At 65.2% G+C, this 1,479-nt stretch carries 1 protein-coding gene; it reads left to right on the top strand.

The window, feature by feature from the left end; genetic code table 11:
• Window positions 1-1,340, top strand: a 1,340-nt coding sequence (locus OQK_RS00635; protein WP_016770665.1) for a GTPase/DUF3482 domain-containing protein, incomplete at its 5' end; no start/stop codon positions are given.
• Window positions 1,341-1,479 lie beyond the last annotated feature (139 nt).

Here is a 1,479-nt window from a genome sequence, read left to right as displayed (position 1 = left end):
ACACCAATGTCGGCAAGACCTCGCTGCTGCGCACGCTGACCCGCGATGTCGGCTTCGGCGAAGTCTCGCATCGGCCGAGCACCACCCGGCATGTCGAAGGCGCGCGGTTGTCGGTGGATGGCGAGCCGTTGCTCGATCTGTACGACACGCCGGGGCTGGAAGATGCCATCGCCCTGCTGGATTTTCTCGAACGTCTGGAGCGCCCCGGCGAACGCCTCGACGGCCCGGCACGGCTGGCACGGTTTCTCGACGGCAGCGAGGCGCGCCAGCGTTTCGAACAGGAAGCCAAGGTACTGCGACAACTGCTGGCCTCCGATGCTGGTCTGTATGTGATCGACGCCCGTGAACCGGTGCTGGCCAAGTACCGCGACGAACTGGAAGTGCTCGCCAGTTGCGGCAAACCGCTGCTGCCGGTGCTGAATTTCGTCAGCAGCGCCAACCATCGCGAACCCGATTGGCGCGAGGCGCTAGCGCGGTTGGGGCTGCATGCGCTGGTACGTTTCGACAGCGTCGCACCGCCCGAAGATGGCGAGCGGCGCTTGTACGAGAGCCTCGCCCTGCTATTGGAAAACGCCCGGCCGCAACTGGAGCGGTTGATCGCCGACCAGCAGGCGCAGCGCCTCGCCCGTCAGCAAAGCGCCGCACGCCTGATTGCCGAATTGCTGATCGACTGCGCTGCGTGCCGGCGCAGTGTGGTCAGCGAAGCCGAGCAGGAACAGCAGGCGATCAGCGAGCTGCGCAAAGCCGTACGCCAGCGTGAGCAGAAGTGCGTTGAGGCGTTGCTCAAGCTCTACGCGTTTCGCCCGCAGGACGCGGCGGCCAGTGACTTGCCGTTGCTCGACGGGCGCTGGGGCGATGACCTGTTCAACCCGGAAACCCTGAAGCAACTGGGCGTGCGCGTCGGCGGTGGCATTGCTGCCGGTGCAGCGGCCGGGGCTGGTGTGGATTTGCTGGTCGGCGGGATTACCCTCGGCGCGGCGGCGTTGGCCGGTGCGATCGCCGGCGGTGCGCTGCAAACCGCGCGCAGTTATGGCAGTCGCCTGCTCGGCAAGATCAAAGGCCAGCGGGAATTGACAGTGGATGACGCCGTGCTGCGCCTTCTGGCGCTGCGCCAGCGCCAGTTGCTGCTGGCACTCGATCAGCGCGGGCATGCGGCGATGGACAGCATTCAGGTGGCCACGCCTGTGGATAAAACCTGGCGCGAAGGCAAGTTGCCGGAAGCGCTGAACAAGGCGCGCGCGCATCCGCAGTGGTCGTCGCTCAATCCGCAGGCGAAGTTGAATCAGGCGGAAAGGCAGGAGCAGGTTGAGGCGTTGGTTGATCGGGTGCTTGAGCTTTAGATCGCTACCCCCTCACCCCAGCCCTCTCCCGGAGGGAGAGGGGGCCGACTGTGTTGCTCTTGGGTCATACACCGACCTGAGATATCCAGTCGAACTCAGGTTTGAAAAGCACGGAGATCAGCTCCCTCTCCCTCCGGGA

The organism is Pseudomonas sp. R62 (genome assembly GCF_000257605.1).
Lineage (GTDB): Bacteria > Pseudomonadota > Gammaproteobacteria > Pseudomonadales > Pseudomonadaceae > Aquipseudomonas > Aquipseudomonas atacamensis.
This window is presented reverse-complemented; position numbering and strand designations above follow the sequence as displayed.